The following is a 26551-nucleotide window of genomic DNA, read 5'->3' as shown; positions in this document are numbered from 1 at the left end:
AACATCACTATAACATTGTTCGCGCGTTATGATACAAAATATATCATTAGCGACGGAATGATTCCCATTCCGAGTTGTATCATCATCGCGACCATCCCCATTAGCGCTCATTTGAGGCATCAATGACCACTCAAGTTGTATTTGGCGGCACGACAACGATCTCCGCCCCCACCACCACGACCTACATCGTCGTCTCGGGCACGCTCGACGTCGCCAGCGGCGGCGTCGTGTCCGGCGCGACCGCGGTCGGCCCCGGCACTGTCATCATGATCGAGGCCGGCGGCACCGCCAACAACTCGACCATCGCCGGCGGTGTGCAGTACAATTACGGCACGGCCAACGGCGTCGTCATCTCCAACGGCGGCACCCAGCACGTCTATGGCGGCACCGCCAGTAACGTCGTGATCAGCGCCGGCGGTTACCAGGACGTCATGAACGCCACCGTCACCGGAACGACGCTCGCCGGCTTCCAGCAGGTGCATGTCGGCGGCGTGACCTACGCGACGGTCATCGTCAACGGCGGCAACGAATTCGTGGCGGCCGGCGGCACCACCAATGGCACGATCATCTCGTCGGGCGGCCTGCAATATGTCGGCGAGGACGGCACCGCCAACGGCACCGCGATCAACAACGGCGGCTATCAATTCGTGCTCGGCACCGGCAATGACACCGTCGTATTCGGCGGCGGCGTCCAGGAAGTCGCCGGCACGACCAACAACACCACCGTCAACAGCGGCGGCATTCAGCACATCGTGCTGGACGGCACCGCGATCACGACGACGGTCCAGGCCGGCGGCTTCCAGCAGGTCAACAGCGGCAGCGTGCAGGGCAGCCAGGTCAGCGGCGGCCTTCAGGTTCTCGGCACCGGCAGTTCGACCGACACGGTGGTTCTGTCCGGCGGCAGCGAATATATCGGCTCCGGCGCTTCGGCGACGGGAACGACGGTCAACGCCGGCGGCCTGCAATATGTGGACGTTGGCGCTTCGGCGGCCTCCACGACGGTCAACGGCGGCTTCGTCTTCGTGGCTGGCACGGCCTCGGGCGCGACCGTCAACAGCGGCGAGTTCGATGTGGTTGGCAGCGCCAGCAACACGCATCTCGCCGGCGGCGCCGAATATGTCTATGCCGGCGGCGTCCAGAACGGCGTCGATTTCGCTGGCTCGGCTTCGACGCTCTATCTCGAGGACGCGTCCGGCCTGACCGGCACGATCTCGAATTTCGAGATCGGCGACGTCATCGACTTCCGCAACCTTGCTGTGACCTCGTACGAATTCGATGGCGCGACGCTCACGCTGACCACCAGCAACGGCTCGCTCGCCTATCAATTCGCAGGCGTCGAGGCCGGCACCGCGTTGAACGTCGCCTCCGACGGCCATGGCGGCACGTCCGTGTCGCTCTCGCTGCTCTCGCAGTTCTCGGCGAGCCTGGTCCCGGATGCTGGCGAAGGCGCGATCACGCAGCAGGGCTCCGATCCCGAGAGCGCCTCGCTCGTTCACGCCCAGAGCTGACCTGAGACGACATTGCTGTACCGGGACAAGTCCCGGTACAGCTTCCTCGGCTGTCGAGCCCTGCTCCGGCCAAGGCCATCGACGCAAGCCTCGCCATCGCTCATCAAATCTCAGACGCAACAGGTCGCGCGCCATCGAGGGGCAACCCGCGAGCACGTCCGTGCGACGGCGGCTCCGGTCACGCCTGCCTATGCGGGAGGCATGCCCAGCGCGAGATTGCATACCATTTGGAGCACCCGCACCGGCTGCACGCGCGGACCCCCTTCATATCATTGATGTAACGTTATTCCGGACAAAATGCCGCACATCGCGCAAAAATGCATCATAAAATATCATAAATAGATCGTTTAGAGCGCATGCAGGTTCGGCGCAGGCCTCCGCAGCAGGCGGTCGCGGCGCGGAATTCAGCCCTTCAGCGCTCTCTTTAGCATCACTTGAGGTATGTTATGACCACCGTCGTAAAAATGGGTACCGAATTTCAGGTCAATAGCCAGACGGCTGGCAGCCAGTGGTATCCCTCCATTACCGGCCTCACCAATGGCGGCTTCGTCGTCACTTGGCAGGACGGCCTCGCCGGCTCCACCAGCGGCAGCAGCACGCTCGGCGACGCCAGCGGCTCCGCCGTCCATGCCCAGCTCTATGCCGCGGACGGCAGCAAGGTCGGCGGCGAATTCCTGGTCAACACCCAGACCAACGGCTCGCAGGCCTCCCCGGTCGTGACCGGCCTCAGCAACGGCGGCTTCGTCGTCTCCTGGCAGGACCAGAACTCCACGAGCGGCGACATCAAGGCCCAGATCTACGGCGCGAACGGCGCCCCGGTCGGCGGCGAATTCCTGATCAACTCCGTCACCGCCAACAACCAGAATACGCCGGCCATCACCGGCCTGCCCAATGGCGGCTTCGTCGTCGCCTGGACCAACCAGGGCAGCGTCGCGCCCGACATCAAGGCCCAGGTCTATGACGCGAACGGCGCCAAGGTCGGCTCCGAATTCCTCGTCAACTCCGCCAGCGCCAACTTCGATCAGGAGCGCGCCTCGATCGCAACGCTCAGCAACGGCGACTTCGTCGTCACCTGGAACGATTTCCGCACCGGCAATTGGGAAGTCCGCGGTCAGGTGTTCCACCCGGGTGCGAGCGGCGCGACCAAGGTCGGCTCCGAATTCACCGTCGACACCGCCTATTACAACAGCCGCATGGTTGCCGGCGTGACCGGTCTTGCCAACGGCAATTTCGTCATCAGCTTCGAGGACACCAGCGGCGAAATTCGCGCGCAGGTCTTCACGGCTGGCGGCAGCAAGGTCGGCTCGGAATTCCAGGTCAACACCCAGACCGGCGGCAACCAGGGCTTTTCGAGCATCACCGCACTGACCGGCGGCGGCTTCGTCGTGACCTGGTCGGACGAAGGAACGGCCGACGGCAGCGGCTCCGGCATCAAGGCGCAGGTCTATGATACGGCCGGCAACAAGATCGGCGGCGAGTACATCGTCAACTCGCAGACCAACAGCTATCAGTACTATCCGACCGTCTCGGCGCTCGCCAATGGCGGCTTCGTCATCAGCTGGCAGGACTTCAGCCAGACGCTTGGTGACAACTCCTCCTACGGCATCACCGCGCAGGTCTTCAACCTGTCGAACGCCCCGACCGCGCCGACCATCGTGTCGGTCACCGATGACGTCTCGCCCAACAGCGGCGCGCTCGCCAACGGCGCCAGCACCAACGACACCAACCTGACGGTCCGCATCGCAACCGGCAGCAACTTTGCCGGCGACGTCGTGCAGCTGTTCGACGGCCAGACCGCGATCGGCTCGGCAGTCACGCTCTCGCTCGCCGACATCGCGCGCGGCTACGTCGACATCCAGACCGGCCTGCTCGGCAACGCGGCCCACGCCATCACTGCGAAGGTCACCGATACGACCGGCGCCGTGAGCGATGCCGCCTCCGCGATCAACGTGACCGTCGACACGGTTGCCCCGGCCGTCGGCGTCACCGGCGTGACGCTCGACACCGCCAACCTGCCCACCTTCACGGTGAGCGGCACCACCGAAGCCGGCCTTCTGGTCTCGGTCTATGACGGTGCCACCCTGGTCGGCACTACCACGGCTGGCGCCAACGGCTCCTGGAGCCTCGCCGGCCTGACGCTGGTGGAAGGCGCCAACAACCTGACCGCCAAGACCACCGATGCAGCCGGCAACGCCGGCACCTCGACCGTCTTCGCGGCGCCGACGCTGGTCTCGACCGGCGCGGTTTCGGTCACGGGCGCGTCGACGACCTCGCAGGGCTATGTCGTGCTCGGCGACGGCACTCTCGATGTCGTCACCGGCGGCAACGTCTCCGGCCAGATCACGATCGGCAATGGCGGCGTCGTCGACGTCCTCAACGGCGCGACCACCGAGCATACCAACATCCGCAGCGGCGGCGTGCAGTACGACTACGGCACCGCGAACGACACCATCGTTCACGCGGGCGGCCAGCAGCACGTCTACTTCGGCGGCAGCGCCAACGGTTCGACGGTCGAGGCCGGCGGCTACCAGGACGTCTACTCGAATTCGACCGTCACCAACGTCAGCCTCAGCGGCAACCAGCAGGTGCTGGCGGGCGGAACGGCCATCGACACCACGGTCTATGGCGGCGGCTACCAATATGTCGGCGATGGCGGCACCAGCGCCGGCACGCTGGTCAAAACCGGCGGCTTCCAATACATCGATGCCGGCGGGTCGGCCAGCGACACCGTGATCGACGGCGGCTTCCAGTATGTCGACGGCACGGCGACCGGCGGCTCGGTCGGCGGCGGCAACTCGCTGGGCGGCGGCGTCGCGACCGGTGTGACCGTCAAGAACGGCGGCGCGCAGCACGTCTACCACGGCGGCAGCGCGACCGGCACGATCGTTGCGGCTGGCGGCTTCCAGGACGTCTACCACGCCACCGTCTCCGGCACGAACCTCAGCGGCAATCAGCAGGTGCTGGATGGCGGCATCGCCGCGAACACCGTGATCGAGAACGGCGGCAATTCGTACATTGGCGCGGGCGGATCGGTGACGGCGACCACGGTCAACGGCGGCGGTCTGCTCTATGTCGACGCCGGCGGCTCGGCCGCGTCCACGACGATCAACGGCGGGGTCGGGTTCGTGATCGGAACGGCGTCCGGCACGACGCTCAACAGCGGCGAACTCGACGTCGCAGGCACCGCCGACAACACCCACCTTGCGGGCGGGGTCGAGCATGTCTTCGCCGGAGGCGTCCAGAACGGCGTCGACTTCGCCGGCTCGGCTGCAACGTTGACGCTCGAAAACGCGTCCGGCCTGACCGGCACGGTGTCGAACTTCGAACTCGGCGACACGATCGACCTGCTCAACACGTCGGTCTCGTCGTTCACCTTCGACGGTACGACACTGACGCTCGCCACGAACTCGGGCAGCCACACCTACCAGTTCGCGGGCGTTCAGTCCGGCACCGAGCTCAACGTCACCGACGACGGCCACGGCGGATCGGCGATCTCGCTGTCGCTGCTGGTGCAGCAATCGGCGAGCATCGTCCCGGATGCCGGCGAGAGCAGCCTCGTGTCTTCGGACACGACGCAGCAGCAGCCCACGCTGGCCAGCCACGGCTGATCGGCCAACACGATCTGCGCACCGGGGTCCCCGCCCCGGTGCGTCATGCGATCGCGGCGGGAGGTGAACTTGCCTCCCGCCGTCCCGCATCCCGCCGCAGAACGCCAAATCCGACCGTTATGTGAGCGGTCCGACATAGTTATCAAACCGTAACATAGCCGCGTTAGCTATCGGCCGCCCTGCCGACCGGCGGGACACCCGTCCGTGAAATCGTCCGGACCCGATGACCGCGGATATTTGCTTCCAATGAGCCCGAACGAGACCATTTCACGCGACCCGGCCGCCAAAGAGCAGCCGAAGGAGCCGCCGGTGCAGGCCGTGCCGAAGCCGCCGGCCGACCCCGGCCTGACCGCGCTCGTCATGATGCTCCAATTCCTCGGGGTGCCCGCCGAGCCGGAGCAGCTCCGCCATCAGCTCGGCGTCACCGTGATCGGCACCACCGAGATGCTGCGCTGTACCAGGCAGTTCAACATCAAGGCGCGCGTGGTGAAGACGAGCTGGGACCGGCTCGACAAGACGCCGCTGCCCGCCATCGTCCCCTTGCGCGACGGCGGCTTCCTGATCCTCGGCAAGGCCGGCGACGGTAAGGCCATCGTGCAATATCCGGGCTCGCCGCGGCCGCAGATGCTGACCAAGGCGCAGTTCGAGGTGCTCTGGGACGGCCGCATCGTGCTGATGACCAAGCGCGCCGGCCTCGCCGATCTGTCGCGGCGCTTCGACATCACCTGGTTCATGGGCGCGGTCAACCGCTATCGCGGCCTGCTCGGCGAAGTGCTGCTCGCCTCGTTCTTCCTCCAGATCTTTGCGCTGGTGTCGCCGCTGTTCTTCCAGGTGGTGATCGACAAGGTGCTGGTGCATCGCAGCCTCGGCACGCTGGATGTGCTGGTCGCCGGCATCGTCGCGATCTCGATCTTCGAGGTCGTGCTCGGCGCGCTCCGCACCTACCTGTTCTCGCACACGACCAACCGCATCGACGTCGAGCTCGGCGCGCGGCTGTTCCACCACCTGCTGGCGCTGCCGCTGTCCTATTTTCAGGCGCGGCGGGTCGGCGACACGGTCGCGCGGGTGCGCGAGCTGGAGAATTTGCGCAACTTCATCACCGGCTCGGCGCTGACGCTGGTGATCGACCTGTTCTTCACCTTCGTCTTCCTCGGCCTGATGGCGTTCTACTCGCCGCTGCTGACCGCGATCGTGCTGGCGTCGTTCCCGCTCTACATCGTCATCTCGGCCGGCGCCACGCCGCTGTTCCGCTACCGTCTCGACGAGAAGTTCAAGCGCGGCGCGGAGAACCAGTCGTTCCTTGTCGAGAGCGTCACCGGCGTCGAGACCTTGAAGGCGATGGCGGTCGAGCCGCAGATGCAGAAGCGCTGGGAAGAGCAGCTTGCCGGCTACGTCGCCTCGAGCTTTCGCGTGGTCAATCTCGGCAATGTTGCAAGCCAGGCCGTTCAGTTCGTCAGCAAGATCAACATGGCGATCCTGCTCTATTTCGGCGCCAAGCTGGTCATCGACGGTAACCTCACGGTCGGCGAGCTCGTCGCCTTCAACATGCTGTCGGGACGTGTCACCGCACCGGTGCTTCGGCTCGCCCAGCTCTGGCAGGATTTCCACCAGGCGCGGCTGTCGGTCGAGCGGCTCGGCGACATCCTCAACACCGTGCCCGAGCCGACCCATCGCCCGGGTCGCGCGGCGTTGCCTGCCATCCGTGGCGACATCACCTTCGAGCATGTCGGCTTCCGCTATCGCGTCGACGGACCGCAGATCCTGAGCGACATCACCCTGAAGATTCCGGCCGGCCAGATCGTCGGCATCGTCGGCACCTCCGGCTCCGGCAAGAGCACGCTCGGAAAACTGATCCAGAGGCTCTATCTCCCCGAGAGCGGCCGCGTGCTGGTCGACGGCAATGACCTTGCGGCGGTCGACCCGACCTGGCTGCGCCGGCAGGTCGGCGTCGTGCTGCAGGAGAACATGCTGTTTAACCGCTCGGTGCGCGACAACATCGCACTCGCCGACCCCGCGCTGCCGATGGAGCGCGTCGTCGCCGCAGCGAAGCTCGCCGGCGCACACGATTTCATCCTCGAACTCCAGGATGGCTACGACACCGTCATCGGCGAGCGCGGCAGCACGCTGTCCGGCGGCCAGCGCCAGCGCATCGCGATCGCACGCGCGCTAACGACCAATCCGCGCGTTCTCATCTTCGACGAAGCAACGAGCGCGCTCGACTATGAAAGCGAGCGCATCATCCAGCACAACATGCGCGAGATCACGGCGGGCCGTACCGTTCTGATCATCGCCCACCGTCTGTCGACCGTGCGTACCGCGGACCGCATCATCACCGTGGAGCGTGGCCGTATCGTCGAGGACGGTTCGCACGACCAGCTGATCCGCAGCGGCGGCCGCTACGCCACGCTGCATCGTGTCCAGGCAGGCATCCATGAAGTCGGCTAAGGCGATGATGGCCTCGCTGCGCAGCCCGACGCGGACGCGCGACGAACTGGCGTTCCTCCCCGCGGCGCTCGAGATCGTCGAGACCCCGCCTTCGCCGATCGGCCGCGCCATCTCCGCGTCGATCTCGGCGGTGTTTCTGATCGCGCTGGTGTGGGCCAGCATCGGCACGATCGACATCATCGCGACCGCGACCGGCAAGATCGTCCCCGACGGCCGCACCAAGGTGATCCAGCCGTTCGAGACCGCGGTCGTGCGCGCCATCCACGTGCAGGACGGTCAGCGCGTCAAGGCCGGCGACCTCCTGATCGAGCTCGATCCCACCATGAGCCAGGCCGAGCTCGGCCATCTCCAGAGCGATCTGCTGGCGAGCGAGCTCGACATCGCACGTCTGCACGCCGCACTTGCCGGCGGTGATCCCGCCAAATTCATCGCGCCCGCGCGCGCGACCTCCGATCAGATCCGCACCGCAAAGCGTTTCCTGGCCTCGCAGGCCGCCGAGCAGGCGTCCAAGATCACCTCGCTCGAATGGCAGGGCACGCAGAAGAAAGCGGAGCGTTCGACCAGCGAGGCCACGATCGGCAAGATCAGCGCCCTGATCCCCATCATGCAGCAGCGGGTCGATGTGCGAAAATATCTCGTCGACCGCGAGTTCGGCTCCAAACTGCAATACCTCACGGAAACGCAGGACCTGGTCGCACAACAGCAGGAATTGCTGGTCCAGAAGAGCCACTATGCCGAGGCCGATGCCGCCGTTGGAGGCATCGAGGAGACGCTGCGGCGCACCGAGGCGGAATATCAGCGCGGCCTGTTTGACGAGCTTGCGAAAGCCGAGCAGAAGGCGGCTGGCCTGCGCCAGGACATCGTCAAGGCCGAGCAGCGCACCAGCCTGCTGCGCCTCGCCGCGCAGGAGGACGGCATCGTCCAGCAGCTCGCCGTGCACTCGGTCGGCGGCGTGGTGACGCCGGCCCAGACGCTGATGGTGGTGGTGCCCACCAGCGGCGGCCTCGAGATCGAGGCGATGATCTCGAACCGCGACATCGGCTTCGTCAATCCCGGCGAGGAAGCCGCGATCAAGGTCGACACCTTCAGCTTCACCCGCTACGGCCTGCGCCAGGGCAAGGTGCTCAGCGTCTCCCAGGACGCCATCGTCCGCCAGAAACCGCCGGAAAAGCCCGGCGACACGCCGGCCGGCACCGACACATCATCCAGTGAACCCAAGGGCCAGGAGCTGGTTTACTCCGCCCGCGTCTCGCTCGACCGCTCGCAGATGGACATCGACGGCCGCACCGTCAACCTCGCGCCCGGCATGGCCGTAACCGTCGAGATCAAGACCGGCACAAGGAAGATCATCAGCTATGTGGTGTCGCCGCTGATCCGCTATGGGCAGGAGAGTTTGCGGGAGCGGTGAGACGGCCGCGAATCCGGCGGGATGGTATCGGGATCTCTGGCCCAGCCCAACCGGCACATTTGACCTAAATCAAGCAGGTATCGGTTAGCGGTGACAGCCTCAACCCGCCAAATGGACTGCGGGAGGTCGGAATATGAAAATCCGTTGCCGCACCCTTGCGACCACAGCAAGTATTCTCGCCCTCGGTTGCATCTCCGCGTCGGCTCAGCAGGTCACGGGCACCCCAGGCTCGCCCGCAGCCACGACGACAATTGACGGCAAGCTGCTTCCGCCGCCGCCTCCAGAATTCGGAGGGGTCATCAACGAGAGAGCCTCGGAGTCGAAGGCGTGGTGGGCACCGCGTGTCGTACCGCCGAAGGGCGCGCCCAATGTGTTGCTCATCATGACCGACGACCAAGGTTTCGGAGCGCCGAGCACCTTCGGCGGCGTTGTCCCCACGCCCGCGATGGTTCGTATCGCTGCGCAGGGCCTGCGCTACACCAATTTTCATTCCACCTCGCTGTGCTCACCGACGCGGGCGGCGCTCATCACCGGCCGCAATCATCATTCGGTCGGCTTCGGAGTCGTCGGCGAAATATCGACGGGATTCCCAGGTTACGACTCGATCATTCCGATCGAGAAGGGCACCATCGGCACCACCCTGAAGGCGAACGGGTACGCCACCTCGTGGTTCGGCAAGAACCATAACACGCCCTCATATCAATCGAGCCAGGCGGGGCCATTCAATCAATGGCCCAATGGCATGGGCTTCGAGTATTTCTATGGTTTTGTCGGCGGCGATGCCAGTCAGTGGCAGCCGAATCTGTTCCGCAACACCACAGCGATTTATCCATTCCAGGACAATCCCCGCTGGAACCTGACGACCGCGATGGCCGACGAAGCCATCCAGCACATGAAACAGCTCAAGGAGATCGCGCCCGACAAGCCGTTCTTCGTTTATTACGTGCCCGGCGGCACGCACGCGCCGCATCATCCGACGCCGGACTGGATCAAGAAGATCAGCGACATGCACCTGTTCGACCAAGGCTGGAACAAGCTGCGGGAGACGATCTTCGCCAACCAGAAGCGGTTGGGCATCATGCCCGACCACGCCAGGCTGACGCCATGGCCGAAGGAATTGCCGCAATGGGATTCTACCGGCGAGTTGGAGAAGAAGCTCTTCATCAAGCAGGCAGATGTCTATGGCGCCTACCTTGCCTACACCGACTATGAGATCGGCCGCGTCATTCAAGCCGTCGAAGACCTCGGAGAGCTCAACAACACGTTGATTATCTACATCGGCGGCGACAACGGCGCGAGTGCCGAAGGCATGATCAACGGTACGCCCAACGAGTTCACGACCTTCAATGGCGTCCCGGTGCCGGTGAAGGCTCAGTACCTCTGGTATCCGTTCTGGGGCTCGGACAAGACTTTCCCGCATTTTGCCGCGCCCTGGGCGTGGGCGATGGACACTCCATTCAAGTGGGTCAAGCAGGTGCCGTCGCATTTTGGCGGGACCGCCCAAGGCGTCGCCATGTCCTGGCCCGGCCATATCAACGATGTCGGAGGCATCCGTCGCCAATTCCATCACGTCATCGATATTGCCCCGACCATCCTCGAAGCAACCGGCATTTCGCAACCTGACACGATCGACGGTATCAAACAGAGCCCCATGGAAGGGGTGAGTATGGCGTACACATGGGACAAGGCGAACGCCAATGCCAGGACGACGCACACGACCCAATATTTCGAGATGCTCGGCAATCGCTCCATCTATCACGATGGGTGGGTGGCGGCCACGACGCCGATCACGCTTCCATGGGAGCTAAGCAGCGCGCCCCCGCCAGATGTGATCACGGGCTACAAGTGGGAGCTCTACAACGTCCAGGAAGACCCCACTCAGTTCAATGATCTGGCCGCCAAAATGCCGGAGAAAGGTCAAGGAGCTGCAAGCCGTCTTTGATGTCGAGGCGAAGAAGTACAACGTGCTGCCGCTCGATAACACGACGCTCGCGCGTTGGAATACGCCGCGCCCAAGCCTGACGGCTGGGCAGACGGTATTCACCTATTCGGGCGAACTGACCGGTGTGCCGGCTAGCGCCGCGCCGAGCATCCTCAACAAGTCCTATACCATCACCGCCGAGGTTGAGATTCCCAACGGCGGCGCTGAAGGGATGATCGTCACCGAAGGCGGACGTTTCGGCGGCTACGGGCTACTTCTAAGCAAGGGTGTGGCGGGCCTTCGGCGGGGTAAGCCCGTGTTCCTCTACAACCTGCTCAACCTCAAGCGCACGGTCTGGTCGGGACCGGAGTTGACCGCGGGCAAGCACACCATCGTCTTCGACTTCAAGTCGGATGGGCCGGGATTGGGCAAGGGCGGTACAGGCGTACTTTCAGTGGATGGCAAGGAAGTAGACCGGAAATCCATAGAACACGGTACGCCGATCACGTTCCCCGAGGACGAGACCTTCGACGTCGGCCAGGACACCCGCACCGGGGTCGCGATGCTCGAGTATCGCTACGATCCTCCGTTCAAGTTCACGGGCAAGATCAACAAGCTGACGTTCAAGCTCGGACCTGAGTTGAAGGACCCAGCGCAAGCCAAGGCAGAACTTGGACCTATGCCAGCGCCGGAGCCGGATCCCATTGAAGAGTCGAAGTCTCAAAAGCCACCCGCGAACGTTGGGAAGAAATGAAAGGCGCATTGGCGTTCGCCGCCATCAGCGAAGCTGCAACGGGATTGGCGCTGTTGATCGCGCCGTCGCTGGTTGGCCAGTTGTTGCTGGGCGAGCAGCTTTCCGGTGTCGCAACGCCGGTCGCGCGTGTCGCCGGCATTGCGCTGATTGCCTTGGGGATCGCCTGTTGGCCAGGGTGGCCGCCACTGCCGGGCATGTTGATCTACAACGGAGCCATCACCCTATATTTGGCCTACCTCGGTTTCGCAGGTGGATTGAGCGGCGTCCTTCTGTGGCCGGCAGTCGTCCTTCATCTAATCCTGACCACGCTCTTGATGCGCGGCGGCTCGCAAAGCCGCGACCGCTGAATTTCTCATCGACCCCGCCGTTTCCGGGGAAGCTTCAAAATTCTTCTGGCTCAGTGCCTTGCGTATTGAAGAGTATCCAAAGCTTTAACGTATCCCATCCCGGATCATGTATCCGGCGCCGCGGATCGTGTGCAGCAGCGGCCGCTCAAAACCCTTGTCGATCTTGGAGCGCAGCCGCGAAATGTGCACGTCGATCACGTTGGTCTGCGGATCGAAATGGTAGTCCCAGACGTTCTCCAGCAGCATGGTGCGCGTCACCACCTGGCCGGCATGCTTCATGAGGTATTCGAGCAGGCGGAATTCGCGCGGCTGGAGCGTCAGCTCGTCCTTGCCGCGGGCGACGCGATGGGACAGCCGGTCGAGCTCGAGATCGCCGACGCGGTAGAGCGTGTCCTCGGCCGGACCGCCGCGGCGCCGTGACAGCACTTCGACCCGGGCCAGCAGCTCGGCAAAGGAATAAGGCTTCGGCAGATAGTCGTCGCCGCCGGCGCGCAGACCCTTGATGCGATCGTCGACCTGCCCGAGCGCGGAGAGAATCAGCACCGGCGACGAGTCGCCCTTGTCGCGCAACGCGCCGATCAGGGACAGGCCGTCACGCTTGGGCAGCATGCGGTCGACCACCAGCACGTCGTAATCGCCGCTCTCGGCCATGGCGAGGCCTTCCTCGCCGTCGGCGGCGTGGTCGGCAATGTGTCCGACTTCACGAAACGCCTTCACGAGATAGTCGGCGGATTCGCGGTCGTCTTCGATGATGAGGAGGCGCATCGTGCGTTCGGCGGCGGTCAAGGGGGTCAACCTTCTCTGAACATGGCGCGAGCGGCAATCGCATGCAAGCCAAGCAAACGGGACTTGGGTAGGCAAAAAGGCGGGCGGTGAAGCTGGGGGGACCTCACCGCCCTAGGCCTTCCGACGGAGGGGGGCGTAATTCCACCGGAAGGTAGGCTGGGGGAGCGGGCCTTACGCTGCTCCCCCGAAGGGCGTCGGCGGCGGGGGCGACTGATGCCGGCGACACCCCTCATCTCGTAGACCTCCTGACGGCTTAGCCCTTGGCGATGGGCACGGCGACGAAGCGCGACTGGCCGCCGCTCTTCACGCGCATCAGGACGCTGTTCTTGTTGTCGGTCCGCGCCGTGTTGATGGCGTCGCGGACTTCGCCGGCGGTGCTCACGCTCTTGCCGCCGACTTCGAGAATGACGTCGCCTTCCTTGAAGCCGCGTTCGGCCGCGGCGCTCTTCGGATCGACTTCGGTGACCACGACACCTTCCTTGCCGGCGCCGGCGACGGAGTCGGCGGGCGCGACGGTCATGCCGAGCTTGGGCACGTCGGTGCCACGGCTCGCACCCTTGCCGCTATCCTTGTCGGTGTCGGCCTTGGCCTCGATCGTGTTCGGCAGCTGGCCGAGGGTGAGGTTCACGACCTTGTCCTGGCCCTTGTGCAACACGTTGAGCTTCACGGTCGCGCCGGGCGCCATGCCGCCGATGGTACGGGCAAGCTCGCGGGCATCCTTGACGGATTCGCCGTTGACCGAGGTGATCACGTCGCCGGACTCGATGCCGGCCTTCGCCGCCGGACCGTTCGCCTGCGGCTCCGCCACCAGCGCACCTTCAGCCTTCTTCATGCCGAGGCTGTCGGCGATATCGGACGTCACCGGCTGGATCTGGACGCCGATCCAGCCGCGGCTGACCGAGCCCTTGTCCTTGAGCTGGGCCACCACGCTCTTCACGGTGCTCGCGGGAATCGAGAACGCGATGCCGACGCTGCCGCCGGAGGGCGAGTAGATCGCGGTATTGACGCCCATCACCTCGCCGTTGGTGTCGAAAGCGGGACCACCGGAATTGCCCTTGTTCACGGGCGCATCGATCTGGATGAAATCGTCATAGGGACCGTTGCCGATGTCGCGGCCGCTGGCCGACACGATGCCCGCAGTCACGGTACCGCCGAGGCCGAAGGGATTGCCGACCGCGAGCACCCAGTCGCCGATCCGCGGCTTGCTGTCGGCGAGCTTGGCGAACGGGAAGTTCGAGCTGCCCTCGACCTTGATGAGGGCGAGGTCAGTGCGCTGGTCGGTGCCGATCACCTTGGCGGTATAGGTCTTGCCGTCGTCGGTCGTGACCTCGACCTTGTCGGCGCCGTCGACCACGTGGTTGTTGGTCACGGCAAAACCGTCGGCGGAGATGAAGAAGCCGGAGCCCTGGCCCTGCACGACGCGGCCGCGGCCACCCTTCTGGCCCGGGAAACCATCCGGACCGCCGAAGCGGCGGAAGAACCGCTCCATCGGCGAGCCCGGCTGGAACGGCGAGGAGGAATCGTCGCCATCGTCGTTGCTTGCGGTCTTCTCCTTGATGTTGACCTTCACCGAGATCACCGACGGTTTCACGCGCTCGACGATGTCGGCGAATCCGACCGGACGCTCAACCTTCCGGACCTCGTTGTTGACCTGCGCATGCGCCGGGCTGGAGAACAGCTCGCTCGGCGAGGTCGACGGGCTGAAGCCGTGGACGGCAATCCCGAGGCCAGCGACGACCGAAGCCATCAGCGCGATCCTGCGCGCGGAGAAAACCGACCGGCGGGGCGGCCGGTAGGACGGAAGGTTCGTAAGGTCGGGACGGTCGGTCATGCAGGAATCTCCAAGGCCTTGAATTCTTTCGGTGCCGGATGGCAGCACGTTACGGACATGAAGATGGGGGCTCCCGCCTTACCGTGCGCTGGCGGCGGGGTTAAACTTTTGTAATGAAGGGTCGCGCCGTTGCGGCAGTTTATCGCACGCCGAAAGTCGTGGCCTTACAGGAACTTAATCGAGTTCCCCTGACGAGCGTCGAACACGCCTTTGGCGAGATCAGCTCGCCCTCACGCTGACGATGAATTCGTCGACTTCACGCTTCAGGGTTTTGGCCTGCTGCGACAGATCGACGGCGGAATCGCGCGCTTCGGCCGCCATGCGGCCGGTCTCCGCCGACGTCGAGGTGATCTGGACGATGTGGTTGGAGACGTCCAGCGTTCCATGCGCGGCATCCTGCGCGCTGCGGGTGATGTCCTGCGTGGCGTTGCGCTGCTGGGCGGTGTCGACCTCGATGCCCGACATGATCGACGAGATCTCCGACAGCGTCTTCGAGATGCCGTCGATCGCGCCGCGCGTCTCCGCGGTGATGCCCTGGATGCTGGCGACGTGCGAGGTGATCTCCTCCGTCGCCTTGCTGGTCTGGTGCGCGAGGCTCTTCACTTCGGAGGCAACCACGGCAAAACCCTTGCCGGCGTCCCCTGCCCGCGCCGCCTCGATGGTGGCGTTGAGCGCCAGCAGGTTGGTCTGCGAGGCGATCGCCTGCACGAGCTGCACGACCTCGCCGATCTTGTCGGCGGCATCCGACAGCGTGTGGATGGTGTCGCGGCTCTTCTCGGCCTGCGTCGCCGCGCCTTCGGCACGCTGCGTCGCGTCGGTGACGCGGCGGCTGATCGTGCCGATCGAGTTCGTCATCTCCTCGGCCGAGCCCGCGACGATCTGCACGCTGGCGCTGGCCTGGTTCGCCGCGCTCGCGACTGCATTGGCCTTGGAGCTCGTGTCGTTGGCCGTACGTGACAGCGTTTCGGCATTGCTCTTCAGGTGCGCGGCCGAGGACGCCACGCTGTCGACCACGCTGGCAACGAGATCGTTGAAGCGCTTGATCCGGGCGTCCAGGAATTTCGACCGCTCGGCCTGATGCTGCGCTTCGTGTAATTGCTGCTCGGTGAGGCGCCGCCGCTCCAAGCCGTTGGTCTTGAACACTTCCAGTGCGCCGGCGAGCAGGCCGATCTCGTTGGTACCGCCGAGACCCGGAACAGGCGTCTCGAATTTCTGATCGGCGACCTCACGCATGGCGTGCACAATCGCCGCCAGCGGATTGAGGATGCCGTTGCGCACAGCGAACCAGGTGGTGAGGCAGATCGCGACAGCGACCACCGCGATCACGCCGCAGGCGATCAGGAAATAGGAGAATGCCGCCTGCGCCTGCTGGTAGATCAGCATTGCATGCTCGCGCGCGGGGCCGCTGAGCGCGGCGAAATCCGACGACAGGCTGGTGATCTCGTTGTTGAGGTAGAGCACCGCGACGAAGCCGGTGCCGCCGCCGATGCCCAGCAGGAACAATAATGCAGCGACGACGGCGCCGACCAGGAAGCGGATCGTCAGATTGCTGTTCGTGAACATCGGCTGAGGACTCAAAAATCTGGAATCGAATTTCGCGACAAGCTTCCAGACAAAGGTCAACAGAGCATGAAACACGCGGCCGCAGACGGCCTACGTATCATTACGTAGGCCGGGACGACTTGAAGTCGCTAGGACGACTTCGTCTCGTCCGACATCAAGGCTGCGAGCCGAGCCTCTTCCTCGGGCGTGAGCGGCGGAGCTGGTAGGTCTGCACCGCTTCGCGCGCGCCGGCGGATTTGCAGCCAGAGCGCCAGGCCGCCGCCGATCAGCAGCAGCGGCGCGAGCAGCCACAACAACACGGTCTGCCGCTCGAAGCGCGGCTTGAGCAGCACGAACTCGCCATAGCGCGCGACCAGGAAGTCGAGCACCTGCGAATTGCTGTCGCCGGCAGCGATCCGCTCGCGCACCAGCAGCCGCAGATCGCGCGCCAGCGGCGCGTCGGAATCGTCGATCGACTGGTTCTGGCAGACCATGCAGCGCAGCTCGCGCGATAGGTCGCGGGCGCGCACCTCCTTCGCGGGATCCGACATGATCTCGTCGGGCTGCACGGCGTGGGCGGCGGGCAAAGCCAGCAGCGTGAGCGCAACGATCGTGACCATCATCCGCCGCATCGGATCACTCCGCCGGCTGAAGGCGCTGCTTGGCCCGCGCCGGCTTCGGTGCGCCGACCCGCAGGCGCCGATCGGACAGCGACAGCATGCCGCCAAAGGCCATGAGCACCGGTCCCCACCAGATCAGCAGCACCAGCGGCTTGTGATAGATGCGCACCGCAATGGCGCCATCGGCAGTCGCGTCGCCGAGAGAAACGTAGAGCTGGCTCGCGCCGCGCGTCAGCAATGCGGCCTCGGTGGTCGAGGACCCGCGCGTCGTGAAGTTGCGCTTGGACGGCGTCATGACGCTGATCTTCTCACCGTCGCGGCTGACGTTGAACTCGGCGATCATCTCGCGGAAGTTCGGCCCCTGACGCTGGGACAGGCCGTCGAGCTTGAGATCATAGCCGGCGACGTGTGCAACGTCGTTCTGCTTCATGGTCGCGATATACTCGCTGTTCCAGGTGGTCTCGCAGACGATCCCGATCAGCGCGACGCCGAGGCCCGCATGGGCAAACACAGAACCCCAGGCCGAACGCGGCAGGCCGCGGGCCCGGTGCAGCGTCGTTGCGAACGGCAGGCGGAACAAACCGGTCCGTTCGGACAGATCGGTCACGGCACCGGCGATGACGAAGACTCCAAGCCCAATTGCCAATGGTGCCAGCGCACTGCCACCACGGGTCCAGGCCCAGACGATGGCGATCACAACGAGCGCGGCAACGCCCGCCGCAAGCAGCCGCTGGGTGACGCCGAGCAGATCGCCGCGCTTCCACGCCAGCATCGGCCCGAACGGCACCACGAGCAGCAGCAGCGCGAACAGCGGGACGAAGGTGAGATTGTAGAAGGGCGCGCCGACCGACATCTTGAAGTCGAGCGCTTCCATCGCCAGCGGATAGAGCGTGCCGAACAGCACGACCGCGCAGGCTACGCTGAGCAGCAGATTGTTCAAGACCAGCGCGCCCTCGCGCGAGATCGGCGCGAACAGGCCGCCCTGCTTCAACGAGGTCGCGCGCCCTGCGAACAGCGACAGGCTGCCGCCGATGAACAGGCAGAGGATCAGCAGGATGAACACGCCGCGCGTCGGATCGGTGGCGAAAGCGTGCACGGAGGTGATGACGCCCGAACGCACCAGGAAGGTGCCGAGCAGCGACAGCGAGAAGGTCAGGATCGACAGCAGGATGGTCCAGACCTTCAGCGCGTTGCGCTTCTCCATCACCAGCGCCGAGTGCAGCAGCGCCGTGCCGGCGAGCCACGGCATCAGCGAGGCGTTCTCGACCGGATCCCAGAACCACCAGCCGCCCCAGCCGAGCTCGTAATAGGCCCAGTACGACCCCATCGCGATGCCGAGGGTCAGGAAGATCCAGGCCACCAGCGTCCACGGCCGCACCCAGCGCGCCCAGGCCGCGTCGATCCGCCCCTCCATCAGCGCCGCGATGGCGAAGGAGAACGAGATCGAGAAGCCGACATAGCCGAGATAGAGCATCGGCGGATGCACGGCGAGGCCGATGTCCTGGAGCACCGGATTGAGATCGCGTCCCTCGATCGGCGGATTGGCGATGCGCAGGAACGGATTCGATGTCACCAGGATGAAGAGATAGAAGGCGCTGGCGATCCACGCCTGCACGGCCAGCACATGCGCGCGCAGCGACAGCGGCAGATTGTTGCCGAAGGCGGCGACCATTCCGCCGAACAGCGCCAGGATCGAGACCCACAGCAGCATCGAGCCTTCATGGTTCCCCCACACGCCGGTGATCTTGTAGATCAGCGGCTTCATCGAATGGGAGTTCTCGTAGACGTTGGCGACGGAGAAATCCGAATTCACGTGAAGCATCACGAGCGCGATGAACGACGCACCGACGAACAGCAGCTGCGCCAGCGCGGCGGAGCGCGCCACGTTCATCAGCGCGTCATCGCGCAAGCGCGCACCGATCAGCGGCACGATGGACTGGATCAGCGCCAGGCCAAGGGCTAGCACCAGCGCGTAGTGTCCGGATTCCGCGATCAACGCACTGCTCCCTGCGGGTTGCCCTGCGCGGTCGTCGCCGCGGGCTTGACGCTATCAGAAGCCTTGGCGCCGTAATCGTCCTTCCAATGCCCCTGCTTCTTCAGGGCATCGGCGACTTCCTTGGGCATGTAGGTCTCATCGTGCTTGGCGAGCACGGTGTCGGCCTTGAACACGCCATTGGCGTCGAGCGCGCCTTCGGCGACCACGCCCTGCCCTTCCCGGAACAGGTCGGGCAGGATGCCCTTGTAGGCGACCGGCAGCTTGGCGCCGCCGTCCGCAACCTCGAAGGTCACGGCGAGATTATCGCCGCGCTGGAGCGAGCCGGGCTGCACCAGGCCGCCGAGACGAAACCGCTTGCCGGGCTCGACGTGCTTTTCGGCGACCATCGTCGGCGTCGAGAAGAACACGATGGAGTCGCGCAGAGCGTTGAGCACCAGCGCGGCTGCAAGCGCGAGCACCGCGAGGGAGCCGCCGATGATGGTCATACGTCGCTGCTTGCGCGTCATCGCGTATCCGTTCTCCGCTCGCCTCGTCCCGACATCGTCATCCGTCGAGCCCGAGAGTCTTGAGGCCTTCGTTGAGCTGGCGCAGCCGCGCGGCGTCGTTGGCGACCGCCTGTCGGGCGTCGGTCGAAGCGCCCATTGCCCTGTCACGATCGCCCATCACGAGATAGGCGCGCACCAGGCGCAGCCAACCCTCGACATCATCGCCGTTCTGCTTCAGCCGGGTGGCCAGGCGTTCGACCATGCCGCGCACCATCGCGTTGCGATCGCCCTCGTTCATGTCCTTGGAGGCTGCGATCGTCTCGTCAGACAGCGCCGGCATCGTAGCGCCACCGCCGCCGACCCGCGCCAACGAGGTCTGCACCAGAGGACGCCACGGCGCATCCGCCGGCGCTTTCGCCAGCAGTGCGCGCCAGATGTTGGCGGCATCGTCCTTGCGGCCATCCTGCTCGGCGGCAAGCCCGAGGAAATAGTTCGCCTTGGGATCGTCCGCGTTCAGGCCACGCGCGCGCTCGAATTCGGTCTTGGCCTCGGCGGTCACCACACCGCCGGCAGCAGCCGCGATCGCCTCGCCGAGATCGGCCCGGCGCTCCGAACTCTCGCCATTGTAGGTGAGCGAGTTGCGATAGGCGCGCACCGCATCGTCGAAGCGGCCGAGCCGCACCAGCACCGGCGCGAGCACGTTCCAGCCGCGCCCGTCGGTCGGATTCTTGTCCAGATGCTGCTCGACCTGCACGACGAGATTCTCGAGCGCCATGCCGGACCCGGCCCCGCGCTCCCGCTGCGCCAGGGGAAAGTCCTGAAGCCTGGGCGAGCCGAGCGGCATGTAGACGCCGATCGCAATGAGCGGCAGGCCGGCAAGCGCCAGCACAGCCGCCGCGCGGCGCCATTTGAGGCTCGATGTCGGTTCCGATACCGGCTCGCTCCCGGCCGCGGCAAGCAGCCTGCGGCTGATCTCGACACGTGCGGCCTCGGCTTCCGGCGCGGCGATCAGTCCTGCGGCGAGATCACGCTCGATCTCGGCCAACTGGTCCTTGTAGACCGCGACCTCGCTCCCCTGATTTTGCGCGCGTCCGCTGCGGCCGAGCGGCAGAAGCACGGCGAAAATCGCCGCGACCGTCATCAGCGCGAACACGAACCATAGCGTCATCTGGCAAGCTTCCGGCGGCGCGCGAACCGCGCCCATAGGTGGCTTTACACCACGGCCGGACGATGCGGCAATTGACAATTGTCAATTCGGCGCGACCGCACACAGTCCCGAAACTGTGAAAATCCAACGGCTTAACGGATCTCGAAGTCCGCGCTTTGAGCCGCGTCCTCGCCGTGCCCGTTGAAGGCCCTCAGGAAGTATGTTCCCGGCTCGATTGCTTCAGGCAATTTGATGCGCAACGCCCCGACGGGAACGGGCGATGCAACCCTGGTGACGGTCTCAGGCAGTTGCCGGCCGCTTGCCTTCTCGATCAGCACCACCTTCGCGCCAACCATCAGCCTCTGATACTTGGCGACAATGACGCGGTTTTCAATTTCGATGGAGCTGATAAGGGGTTTCATGCGCCCACAGATAGAAATTCCAAAATCTTGCACGGCGACCGTAGGGCCCGCCACCGGCACCGTCAACCACAAATTGTGATCACAAAAAAATGCGCTTGATCAGCTTGCCCGCGACGATTTGCGCTCGCCCGTGGCCGCGTTCTCCGCGGCGCGGCTCATCAGCGACGCATAATCATCGCCGAACAGCACCTGGCAGAAGCGGATCGCGGCCTGCACCTGCTGCTGCCGATAGGTGCGGACCTTGTGATCGGCCGCACGCAGCGACTGCACCAACTGCTCGGTTGAGCGTTCGACATATTGCTGGAGATCGGAATAGGTGCGCAGCGTCACCTCGTTGATCGCAAGCTCGCTCGCATAGTTGCGGCAGGTCGCGACGAAATCGATCAGCGCCGCGGTTTCCTCGACCTCGGTGCTGTCGATCCGCGCCCCCGGCGGAATGTCCTTCTCGGCGCGCTGGCGCAGGATGCGGCGAACGCGGCCGGGAACGCTGTCGATCTCCGATTGCAGCGCATTGGAGATGTCGGCCCGGATCGAGGTCAGCTGCTTGCCCCAGACGGAATCGTTGCGCAGATCGAGCTCCGTGCGAAGACCGCGCACGCCGTCATGCAGCGCCTTGAGATTGTCGGCGACGTTCTCGAAATGGCCGCGCTTGATGTCCATGCGCAGGATCGCGGCAACGCAGGACAAATCATGCAAAGCGATCGTGACGGCCACGCCGTAGGGCGTCGCCGCGACGCGGATCTCGTCGTCGGACGCGGCAATCTTGATGGCGAGGCGGATGATCTGCCACGGCGCGGTCATCCGCTGCACAACCATCGACAGCGCGAAGGGCAGCATCTGCGGCGTCTGGAGCGCGGGGATGTTGAGCGTGGAAGTCACTGACGCGATTTGGGCTTCGCCGAAGGCACGCAGGAAGCGCGGCAGCTTCTCGTTCAGCGTAGCGATGGCCTCCCGGACCTGAAGCACCGCTCCGATCGAATAGAGGTCCTCGATCACGTTGGGCGGGCCGACGCGGGCGAGCGCGCGCGACTTGTCGCCGCCGCCGGGACCCGTCAGCCCGAAGATGGCATCCGCGGCCACCGCCTGGAGCTTCGCGGCGAGGGCTTCGACCTGCCCTGCACTGTCTGAAGCCGGCATGCGCGCCAGCGCCGCCTCGAATTCGTTGACCTTGTCGGGGGCGCCATCGCGGCCGAGCCATTGCCAGATCGGATGCAATGAGGAGCGGCGGATCTGGCCGACCCTGACAGGGGCGCCCGTCTCGACCAGGAACGGTTCCAGCACCTGGAACAACAGCCGCGACAGATCGTCCGTGCGCGGCGGCGCAGCCTCGTCGACTTCGGTCTTGCGGACGATCTTGCGCAGCTGCTCGAGCACGAGCGTCGCCACCGCCGTGTCCTGGCCGCGCTCGAGCGCGCGCTCGAACTCCCGCATCAGCAGCGCCTGCGACTGCGGCGGGAGCTGCGCGAGATATTCCCTCAGCCGCTCGATCGATGTCTGGCTCATGCGCCCGGGTGATGCACGATAAAATGGCAGACGTGGGATGCGTCCTGCGCGATCATAGATGGGGCCCACTTAAGAAGCCGTTTAGGAAGTCGCTCCGAAATAGCTCCGGTTTGGTCCGGATCGGTGCCGGACCGGTCAAATAGTCGAGCCGGAACAAAGGATTATATTCCGGGGAGGACCAGCTCCGCCCGCAGGCCACCAGTCGGGGCGCCCGCGAGCGAGAGGCTGCCGCCATAGAGCGCGGCGAGGTCGGTCACGATGGACAGGCCGAGTCCCGAGCCGGGCTTGGACTCGTCGAGCCGCTGGCCGCGCCGGGAGACCTGGGCGCGCTCGGCCTCCGACAGTCCGCGGCCATCGTCGTCGACGATGATCCGCAGGCGCGGGCCGGCGCCCGTCTGGTGCGGCGCTTCCACCAGAACCTCGATGAAGACCTGCGAGGCCGCCCATTTGCAGGCATTGTCGACGAGATTGCCGACCATCTCCTCCAGATCTTGCCGCTCGCCGCGAAACTTTGCGGACGGATCGGCCTTCGCCTCGACCAGTATCCCGCGATCGCGATGGATCTTCTCCATGGTCCGCCGCAGCGCCTCGATGACGGGTGCGACCTCCGTCACGGTCGCGACCACCGAGACGCGCGCCGCGATGCGCGCGCGCTCCAGATGATGGGCGAGCTGGTCGCGCATCACGTCCGCCTGCTCCATCACCTTGGCTGCGAACGGCTCGGTGGCGTGCGTGCCGGCCTCATTCACGATCACCGAGAGCGGCGTCTTGATCGCATGGGCGAGATTGCCGACATGGGTGCGCGCGCGCTCGACGATCTCGCGATTGGCATCGATCAGCGCGTTGGTCTCGCGCGCCAACGGCGCGATCTCGACCGGGAATTCACCTTCGAGCCGCTCCGCCCGCCCCGAGCGGATGTCGGCGATAGATTCCGAGATGCGCTTGAGCGGCGCGAGACCGAACCTCACCTGGAACACCGTGGTCAGCAGCAGCACGATGCCGAGCGCGGTGAAGGTGCCGCCGAGATAGTAGTCGAAGCTCCGCGTCTCGTCGAAAATCTCGGTGTCGTCGCCGGCGACGCTGACCAGATATTTGCCGTCCGCGCCGAGATCGACCGGCCGCTCCACCATGCGGAGATTCTGTCCCTCGGGCCCGTCGACATAGGCGAGGCGGATGCCGGCAGCGGTGAGCTCGGTGCCCTGCTCCTCCAGCTTCGGCAGCTTCTTGTCCCAGAGCGAGCGCGAGGAGCGCACCTCCGGCTTTTCGGTGTCGGTCCGCGTGATCTGCCAGTACCAGCCCGACAGCGGCAGCTCGAACAGGGGCTCGCCGAGCGACTGGAATTGACGGTCCGGCGGCTCGTCGGGCGTCGCGACCTCCGCGATGAGGGTGCGCAGATAGAGATTGAGCCGGCGGTCGAAGGCGCGCTCGGTGGCGCTCTTGTAGACCGACGACAGCACCACCCCGGTGATGGCCAGGATCACCACGAGCCACGCCGTCGCCGACAGGAACAGGCGGTTGGCAAGCGAGCTAGCGGCCATCGGAAGGATCCCGGCAGGCGCAGGGGGGCGGGGCGTCGGACGTCATGACCGGACCAAGGCCCCTGTTCGGCCGGCCGTCAAGTCCTGACGCCTCAAGCGCCGGGAGCAGGCGGCGGGGTCAGGAGATAGCCGAGGCCGCGGACGGTCTGGATGATGTCGACGTCGAGCTTCTTGCGGATGCGGCCGACGAAGACCTCGATGGTGTTGGAGTCGCGGTCGAAGTCCTGGTCGTAGAGGTGCTCGACCAGCTCGGTTCGGGACACGACGCGCCCCGAATGGTGCATCAGGTAGGCCAGAAGCCGATATTCGTGCGAGGTCATCTTGACCGGATTGCCGGAGACGCTGACCCGTCCGGTCCTGGTGTCGAGCGTGACGGGGCCGCAACTCAATTCGCTCTGGGCATGGCCGGTGGAGCGGCGCAGCAGCGCGCGGATGCGGGCCAGCACCTCCTCCAGATGGAACGGCTTCGGCACGTAATCGTCGGCGCCGGCATCGAACCCCTGGACCTTGTCGCTCCAGCGGTCGCGCGCGGTGAGGATCAGGACCGGCATGGTGCGGCCGTTGCGGCGCCAGGCTTCCAGCACCGAGATGCCGTCCTTCTTCGGCAGGCCGATGTCGAGCACAACGGCATCGTAGGGCTCATTATCGCCGAGATAATGCCCCTCCTCGCCGTCGAAGGCACGGTCGACGACGTAGCCGGCGTCGGTCAGCGCCTTGGTGAGCTGCCGATTGAGATCGGGGTCGTCCTCAACAACAAGCAGGCGCACGCTTCTCTCCAGAAATAGACTGCACAATCGATCGCCAGAGATGAGCAATTCCGGCGTGAACTGAATATGAACACGGGGAACCGGCCGCGTTACTTTTTGGTCATATAGAGCTTCTCAAGCGCCGACGCGACTGCGCCCGCCAGGCAGCCACCGGACGAGCCGGCGGGCGTGGCGGGCGCAATGTGCCGCGTTACGCGACGAGTCGGAAGGTCCGAACCGTCCCGTCGATCGGCCGTCAGGTCCGGAAGAACACGAACCAGATGACGGCAAGGATCAGGACCGCGAGCCCCGTCGAGATGGTAAGCAGAGCCGCCACTGACGGCCCGGGCTCGCCCTGACGCGCCTCGGTGGCGGTTTCGACGATCTGATCGTGCTCTCGCGCGGTTGCCATATTGCCCTCAATCTCTGGATGTCGGCTGCGGTGGTCGCGCCCCCCCTCGCGGCCTGATGTCTTGAGCCAACGCGTGATTGGATATGATGTTCCGGCTTTTGCCGCTGCATCGGGCTGCAACCCCGCGCCGGGCGGCCGGTTAACGCAGTTGCAAGATTCCGCAATCCGCCTTGCTATGATTCGTTGTTCCCCGATGGTATCCTCGTCCTCTGTCCCCGTTGCGTTTGGAGTAGCCCATGGCCCCCCGCGCCAATTGGAAGGGTTTTCTGCGTCTGTCGCTCGTGACCTGCCCGGTCGCGCTGTATCCGGCCACTTCGGATACCGAGAAGGTCTCGTTCAACCAGATCAACCGCAAGACCGGCCACCGGATCAAGTACCTCAAGGTCGACGCCGAGACCGGCGACGAGGTGACCTCCGAGGACATCGTCAAGGGCTACAAGGTCGACACCGACACCTATATCGAGGTCACCAAGGACGAGCTCGACGACATCGCGCTGGACTCGACGCACACGATCGAGATCGACGAGTTCGTGCCGAAGACCGATATCGACAGCCGCTATTTGATCCGCCCCTATTATCTCGTGCCTGACGGCAAGGTCGGCCACGACGCCTTCGCGGTGATCCGCGAGACCATCCGCAGCATGGACAAGGTCGCGATCGGCCGCGTCGTGCTGACCAACCGCGAGCACATCATCGCGCTGGAGCCGCTCGAGAGCGGCCTGATGGGCACGCTGCTGCGCTATCCCTACGAGGTCCGCAGCGAGAAGGAATATTTCGACGACATTCAGGACGTAAAGCTGACCAGGGACATGCTCGACCTTGCCAAGCACATCGTCGAGAAGAAGTCCGGCGCGTTCGAGCCCGAGCTGTTCGAGGACCATTACGAGACGGCGCTGATCGACCTCATCAACAAGAAGCGCAGCGGTGCACCGATCGCGGCGAAGGCCGCGCCGAAGACCGGCGGCAACGTCATCAACCTGATGGACGCGCTGAAGAAGAGCATCGCCAGCGAGAAGGACATGGCGCCCGCGGCCAAGGCCGCCAAGGAGCCCGTCAGGGAGACCGTCAAGGGCAAGAAGCCGAAGAAGCGCGTCGAGGGCCAGCGCGAGATGCTGCTGCCGATCACCGGCAAGGGTGGCAAGACTGCAGCAGCCAAGGAAGCGCCCCCGAAGAAGGCCGACAAGCCGGCGCGGGCGAAGAAGGCCGGTTAGACGCAATCCGCGTCTGCAATCGCGCCGTGATGTCTCCCCTCGCCGATCGGCCGGCCTGACATGCCCTGGTCGACGGCGTTCGACGATCCCGTTCGCGCAAGTCACAAGCGCAAGCTGCTGACACTGCAAGACGCGGCGGACTACATCATGCAGCTGCCTGAGGACGCACAGCACGAGGTGCACTGGCAGACCGCCATCGAGACGTTGATCAACGCAGCCGAGACAGGCGGCGGCTGGGTGATGTTCGCCCGCATCGCGATGTTGCGGGCGCTGAATGCGGACGGCCGCAACCGATGAGCGCCTTGGTTGTCGTCCTTTGTT

19 protein-coding genes and 1 pseudogene are annotated in these 26551 nt (G+C 65.0%); 8 read left to right on the top strand and 12 right to left on the bottom strand.

The window, feature by feature from the left end; translation table 11 throughout:
• Nucleotides 1–122: 122 nt before the first annotated feature.
• The 6 genes and pseudogenes from AC0L3X_RS15100 (at nt 123) to AC0L3X_RS15075 (ending at nt 11991) form a co-directional block, all read left to right on the top strand.
• The gene (locus AC0L3X_RS15100) at nt 123–1508 is read left to right on the top strand and encodes a hypothetical protein (RefSeq protein ID WP_231144436.1); all 1386 of its coding nucleotides are present in this window, start codon (nt 123–125) and stop codon (nt 1506–1508) included.
• Nucleotides 1509–1954: 446 nt separating this feature from the next.
• Nucleotides 1955–5116, top strand: coding sequence for an AIDA repeat-containing protein (locus tag AC0L3X_RS15095; RefSeq protein WP_283018550.1), 3162 nt, complete (start codon nt 1955–1957; stop codon nt 5114–5116).
• Nucleotides 5117–5362: 246 nt separating this feature from the next.
• Entirely contained in the window at nt 5363–7561 is a 2199-nt protein-coding gene (locus tag AC0L3X_RS15090) for a type I secretion system permease/ATPase (protein ID WP_085402748.1), read from the top strand.
• Entirely contained in the window at nt 7548–8969 is a 1422-nt protein-coding gene (locus AC0L3X_RS15085) for an HlyD family type I secretion periplasmic adaptor subunit (protein ID WP_231144434.1), read from the top strand. The genes AC0L3X_RS15090 and AC0L3X_RS15085 overlap by 14 nt, the downstream gene beginning before the upstream one ends.
• A gap of 133 nt (nt 8970–9102) precedes the next feature.
• Nucleotides 9103–11644, top strand: a pseudogene (locus tag AC0L3X_RS15080) (arylsulfatase).
• A complete protein-coding gene (locus tag AC0L3X_RS15075) occupies nt 11641–11991 on the top strand; it encodes a hypothetical protein (RefSeq protein ID WP_085402745.1) in 351 nt (116 codons plus the stop codon). The pseudogene AC0L3X_RS15080 and the gene AC0L3X_RS15075 overlap by 4 nt, the downstream one beginning before the upstream one ends.
• An 84-nt stretch (nt 11992–12075) precedes the next feature.
• On the opposite strand, the gene AC0L3X_RS15070 is transcribed toward AC0L3X_RS15075, so the two are convergent.
• The 12 genes from AC0L3X_RS15070 to AC0L3X_RS15015 all read right to left on the bottom strand — a co-directional run bounded on the left by AC0L3X_RS15070 (nt 12076) and on the right by AC0L3X_RS15015 (nt 25019).
• Nucleotides 12076–12756, bottom strand: coding sequence for a response regulator transcription factor (locus AC0L3X_RS15070; protein WP_063986547.1), 681 nt, complete (start codon nt 12754–12756; stop codon nt 12076–12078).
• Nucleotides 12757–13030: 274 nt separating this feature from the next.
• Entirely contained in the window at nt 13031–14608 is a 1578-nt protein-coding gene (locus tag AC0L3X_RS15065; RefSeq protein ID WP_028149896.1) for a Do family serine endopeptidase, read from the bottom strand.
• 219 nt (nt 14609–14827) lie between these two features.
• Nucleotides 14828–16171 carry a methyl-accepting chemotaxis protein gene (locus AC0L3X_RS15060; protein WP_063984544.1) on the bottom strand — a complete coding sequence of 448 codons (1344 nt, stop codon included), beginning with the start codon at nt 16169–16171 and terminating at the stop codon, nt 14828–14830.
• A 128-nt stretch (nt 16172–16299) separates the two neighbouring features.
• Nucleotides 16300–16782 (bottom strand): cytochrome c-type biogenesis protein, encoded by a 483-nt coding sequence (locus AC0L3X_RS15055; RefSeq protein WP_063984545.1) that lies wholly within the window; start codon nt 16780–16782, stop codon nt 16300–16302.
• A 4-nt stretch (nt 16783–16786) separates the two neighbouring features.
• Complete coding sequence (locus tag AC0L3X_RS15050; protein ID WP_063984546.1) at nt 16787–18766, bottom strand: heme lyase CcmF/NrfE family subunit; 1980 nt, start codon at nt 18764–18766, stop codon at nt 16787–16789.
• Nucleotides 18763–19272, bottom strand: a complete 510-nt coding sequence (ccmE, locus tag AC0L3X_RS15045; protein WP_063984547.1) for a cytochrome c maturation protein CcmE — start codon at nt 19270–19272, stop codon at nt 18763–18765. Before ccmE ends, AC0L3X_RS15050 begins: the two co-directional genes overlap by 4 nt.
• A 37-nt stretch (nt 19273–19309) precedes the next feature.
• Entirely contained in the window at nt 19310–20419 is a 1110-nt protein-coding gene (gene ccmI / locus AC0L3X_RS15040) for a c-type cytochrome biogenesis protein CcmI (RefSeq protein ID WP_063986548.1), read from the bottom strand.
• Nucleotides 20420–20550: 131 nt separating this feature from the next.
• Nucleotides 20551–20820 (bottom strand): hypothetical protein, encoded by a 270-nt coding sequence (locus AC0L3X_RS15035; RefSeq protein WP_028149902.1) that lies wholly within the window; start codon nt 20818–20820, stop codon nt 20551–20553.
• Nucleotides 20821–20919: 99 nt separating this feature from the next.
• Nucleotides 20920–22323, bottom strand: coding sequence for a hypothetical protein (locus AC0L3X_RS15030; protein WP_063984548.1), 1404 nt, complete (start codon nt 22321–22323; stop codon nt 20920–20922).
• A 161-nt stretch (nt 22324–22484) separates the two neighbouring features.
• Nucleotides 22485–23861, bottom strand: a complete 1377-nt coding sequence (locus AC0L3X_RS15025) for a sensor histidine kinase (RefSeq protein ID WP_063984549.1) — start codon at nt 23859–23861, stop codon at nt 22485–22487.
• Between the two features lie 92 nt (nt 23862–23953).
• Nucleotides 23954–24628 (bottom strand): response regulator transcription factor, encoded by a 675-nt coding sequence (locus tag AC0L3X_RS15020; RefSeq protein WP_014496705.1) that lies wholly within the window; start codon nt 24626–24628, stop codon nt 23954–23956.
• 235 nt (nt 24629–24863) lie between these two features.
• Nucleotides 24864–25019 (bottom strand): hypothetical protein, encoded by a 156-nt coding sequence (locus AC0L3X_RS15015; RefSeq protein ID WP_187387765.1) that lies wholly within the window; start codon nt 25017–25019, stop codon nt 24864–24866.
• 236 nt (nt 25020–25255) lie between these two features.
• Between AC0L3X_RS15015 and ku the strand changes: the two genes are divergently transcribed.
• On the top strand, nt 25256–26230 hold the full coding sequence (gene ku / locus AC0L3X_RS15010) for a non-homologous end joining protein Ku (protein ID WP_063984550.1): 975 nt from the start codon (nt 25256–25258) through the stop codon (nt 26228–26230).
• 60 nt (nt 26231–26290) lie between these two features.
• Nucleotides 26291–26527, top strand: coding sequence for a hypothetical protein (locus AC0L3X_RS15005; RefSeq protein ID WP_063984551.1), 237 nt, complete (start codon nt 26291–26293; stop codon nt 26525–26527).
• The last annotated feature ends 24 nt before the right edge of the window (nt 26528–26551 follow it).

The organism is Bradyrhizobium sp. MI1.7 (assembly GCF_055811795.1).
The sequence above is the reverse complement of the archived record's forward strand: the minus strand, read 5'-3'. Positions and strand labels throughout refer to the sequence as shown.

Bases quoted from the DNA above. Each gene is read 5' to 3' on its own strand.
- AC0L3X_RS15005 (WP_063984551.1), top strand. From the start codon at position 26,291: ATGCCCTGGTCGACGGCGTTCGACGATCCCGTTCGCGCAAGTCACAAG.
- AC0L3X_RS15060 (WP_063984544.1), bottom strand. From the start codon at position 16,171: ATGTTCACGAACAGCAATCTGACGATCCGCTTCCTGGTCGGCGCCGTC.
- AC0L3X_RS15085 (WP_231144434.1), top strand. From the start codon at position 7,548: ATGAAGTCGGCTAAGGCGATGATGGCCTCGCTGCGCAGCCCGACGCGG.
- AC0L3X_RS15090 (WP_085402748.1), top strand. From the start codon at position 5,363: ATGAGCCCGAACGAGACCATTTCACGCGACCCGGCCGCCAAAGAGCAG.
- AC0L3X_RS15035 (WP_028149902.1), bottom strand. From the start codon at position 20,820: ATGAAACCCCTTATCAGCTCCATCGAAATTGAAAACCGCGTCATTGTC.
- AC0L3X_RS15015 (WP_187387765.1), bottom strand. From the start codon at position 25,019: ATGGCAACCGCGCGAGAGCACGATCAGATCGTCGAAACCGCCACCGAG.
- AC0L3X_RS15075 (WP_085402745.1), top strand. From the start codon at position 11,641: ATGAAAGGCGCATTGGCGTTCGCCGCCATCAGCGAAGCTGCAACGGGA.
- AC0L3X_RS15055 (WP_063984545.1), bottom strand. From the start codon at position 16,782: ATGCGGCGGATGATGGTCACGATCGTTGCGCTCACGCTGCTGGCTTTG.
- AC0L3X_RS15065 (WP_028149896.1), bottom strand. From the start codon at position 14,608: ATGACCGACCGTCCCGACCTTACGAACCTTCCGTCCTACCGGCCGCCC.
- AC0L3X_RS15030 (WP_063984548.1), bottom strand. From the start codon at position 22,323: ATGAGCCAGACATCGATCGAGCGGCTGAGGGAATATCTCGCGCAGCTC.
- AC0L3X_RS15025 (WP_063984549.1), bottom strand. From the start codon at position 23,861: ATGGCCGCTAGCTCGCTTGCCAACCGCCTGTTCCTGTCGGCGACGGCG.
- ccmI (WP_063986548.1), bottom strand. From the start codon at position 20,419: ATGACGCTATGGTTCGTGTTCGCGCTGATGACGGTCGCGGCGATTTTC.
- AC0L3X_RS15095 (WP_283018550.1), top strand. From the start codon at position 1,955: ATGACCACCGTCGTAAAAATGGGTACCGAATTTCAGGTCAATAGCCAG.
- ccmE (WP_063984547.1), bottom strand. From the start codon at position 19,272: ATGACGCGCAAGCAGCGACGTATGACCATCATCGGCGGCTCCCTCGCG.
- AC0L3X_RS15070 (WP_063986547.1), bottom strand. From the start codon at position 12,756: ATGCGCCTCCTCATCATCGAAGACGACCGCGAATCCGCCGACTATCTC.
- ku (WP_063984550.1), top strand. From the start codon at position 25,256: ATGGCCCCCCGCGCCAATTGGAAGGGTTTTCTGCGTCTGTCGCTCGTG.
- AC0L3X_RS15100 (WP_231144436.1), top strand. From the start codon at position 123: ATGACCACTCAAGTTGTATTTGGCGGCACGACAACGATCTCCGCCCCC.